General features: G+C 61.7%; 2 protein-coding genes and 1 pseudogene. All 3 read left to right on the forward strand.

What is annotated here, in order from left to right; all coding sequences use genetic code 11:
• Window positions 1–307 precede the first annotated feature (307 nt).
• Window positions 308–793: an SRPBCC family protein gene (locus EN939_RS31000; RefSeq protein WP_127271434.1), complete on the forward strand. Its 486-nt coding sequence runs from the start codon at window positions 308–310 to the stop codon at window positions 791–793.
• A gap of 43 nt (window positions 794–836) precedes the next feature.
• Window positions 837–1793, forward strand: a complete 957-nt coding sequence (locus tag EN939_RS31005; protein WP_127269869.1) for an alpha/beta fold hydrolase — start codon at window positions 837–839, stop codon at window positions 1791–1793.
• Between the two features lie 92 nt (window positions 1794–1885).
• Window positions 1886–2002 (forward strand): annotated as a pseudogene (locus EN939_RS39880) (GFA family protein); the annotation flags it as partial.
• Window positions 2003–2228: the final 226 nt, after the last annotated feature.

Consider the following 2228-nt stretch of genomic DNA (forward strand, 5'->3'; position numbering starts at 1 on the left):
TTGTCGAGGAATGCAGCGGAGCAAGGAGCGCAGCGACGCGGCGCAGACCCGAGGATCCATGCCGCGACTCCAACGCGTCACGACGGTGCGGAATTCTTGCTCCGCTGCATTCCTCGACAACGGTCGCGGCATGGATCCTCGGGTCTCCGCGACGGAGCTCCGCTCCTGCTCCGCCCGTGGATGACGAAGGTGGGGAACGCCTTGGGCCCATCGAGACGGTGCCGACATTTTTTCACTGGCCGATGTCGGTTTGCGGTTCATCGGCTCGTCCTTGGGACGGAAGCCAGATCAAACGCAGGACGCCATCATGACCATCAAGCTCGACATCGCCCCCACCAATGACCGTGAACTGGTTCTCGCCCGCATCATCGATGCACCGCGCGAGAACGTCTATCGCTGCTGGACCGACCCGAAACTGATTACGCGCTGGTTCTCGCCAAAGCCGTGGACGACGCCGCGCGCCGAGATGGATGTGCGCACCGGCGGCTCGAGCCTTGTCGTCATGGCTAGCCCGGACGGCAACGAATTCCCCAACCCGGGAGTCTTCCTCGAAGTCGTTCCCGGCAGGAAGATCGTCCTCACCGACGCCTACACAGAGGCTTGGCAGCCTTCGGAAAAGCCGTTCATGACCGTCGCGCTGACCTTCGAGGACGAGGGCAACGGCAAGACCCGCTACATCGCTCGGGTCAGGCACTGGAGCGTCGCCGACCGCGAAAAGCATGAGAAGATGGGTTTCCACGAGGGTTGGGGACAGTGCGCCGACCAGCTCGAAGAACTCGCCAAAACGCTTTGATCCGCATGACGCTCTGATACCGGCATGACGAGAGGAGATCGATATGTCCAAAACCCTGTTTTTCGCCATTCTTGCTTCGGTTGCAGCGCTCGTTGGCTGCCCAGGCACCACCAATGCGGAGGAGACAAAACCCGCCATGACGACTGAGACGAACGCACTGCCGAAGCCGGAAAAGTCCGGCCTGCTGCCGATCAACGGCCTGAATTATTATTATGCCATCTATGGCAAGGGCGAGCCGCTGCTTCTGCTGCATGGCGGTCTCGGCACCACGGATATGTTCGCGCCGATCCTGCCGAAACTTGCCGAAAACCGCACCGTCATCGGCGTCGACCTGCAGGGTCACGGTCGCACCGCGCTGGGCGACCGCCCATTCACCGTGGAGGCGATGGGCGACGACATGGCCGCCATCGTCAAGGCGCTCGGTTACGATCAGGTCGATCTCATGGGCTACTCGCTGGGCGGCGGCGTCGCCTTCCGCATGGCCGTCCAGCATCCCGAAGCGGTACGCCGCCTCGTCCTGGTATCGACGGGCTACGCCACGGACGGCTTCTATGACGAGATGCGTCCCCAGCAGGCACAGGTGAGCGCGGCCGCGGCTGAGTTCATGAAGGACACGCCGATGTACAAATCCTACGTCGCCGTGGCGCCGCATCCTGAGGAGTTCCCGAAGCTCCTCGATGCGCTGGGCGGCTTCATGCGTCAGAACCGCGATTACTCGGCCGACGTCGCCAAGCTGAAGATGCCGGTCATGCTGGTCTATGGCGACAGCGATATGTACAAGCCCGAACACGAGATCAAGTTCTATCAGATGCTCGGCGGCGGGCTGAAGGATGCCGGCTGGATGCGCGAGAACCTGTCGCAGAACCGCCTGGCGATCCTGCCCAACCGCACCCACTACGACACTTTCTTCGCCCCCGAACTGACGGCCGCCGCGCTGCCGTTCCTCAACGGCCAGACCAAGGTCAAAACCTGGGACGAGGTCGTCGGCGAAACGGAGTGAACGCCAAAGCCGCCGGCTGTTAGCGGGCAGCCGGCCATTCCATGGAAGCGATGACGGCTTTCGGCGTCATCGCTTAACCCCCACTCGCATGGCTCGACGATCCCACGGTTTTCAAGCCGCAAATGCATATTTTCACGGGCTCGAGGCAGCCCTGGGTGGTGCTCGATGACAGCCTGCCGAAATACGAAGGCGCCCCTCCGCCAGGCTAATTTTTCCCTTCTCCCCTTGTTGTGGAAGGAAATGGATCGACGCGCAGCGCCAAGGGCCAGGGGAGAGCGCAAGCATGGCCAAAATTTAATCCAAATCGACACGAGATAGCCGGCAAAGCGTCATTGGCGGGCCATCATTGTCTCCCTATTTATGGGTCGCGGGGACGGCATTCGAGGAGACGACGGATGAACGACAGCATCAGCACCCTGGACGAGCTTTTGAGCG

Source organism: Mesorhizobium sp. M7A.F.Ca.CA.002.05.1.1 (assembly GCF_003998335.1).
Classification (GTDB): Bacteria; Pseudomonadota; Alphaproteobacteria; order Rhizobiales; family Rhizobiaceae; genus Mesorhizobium.

Coding starts and splice junctions, on each gene's coding strand:
- EN939_RS31000 (WP_127271434.1), top strand. CDS start 308: ATGACCATCAAGCTCGACATCGCCCCCACCAATGACCGTGAACTGGTT.
- EN939_RS31005 (WP_127269869.1), top strand. CDS start 837: ATGTCCAAAACCCTGTTTTTCGCCATTCTTGCTTCGGTTGCAGCGCTC.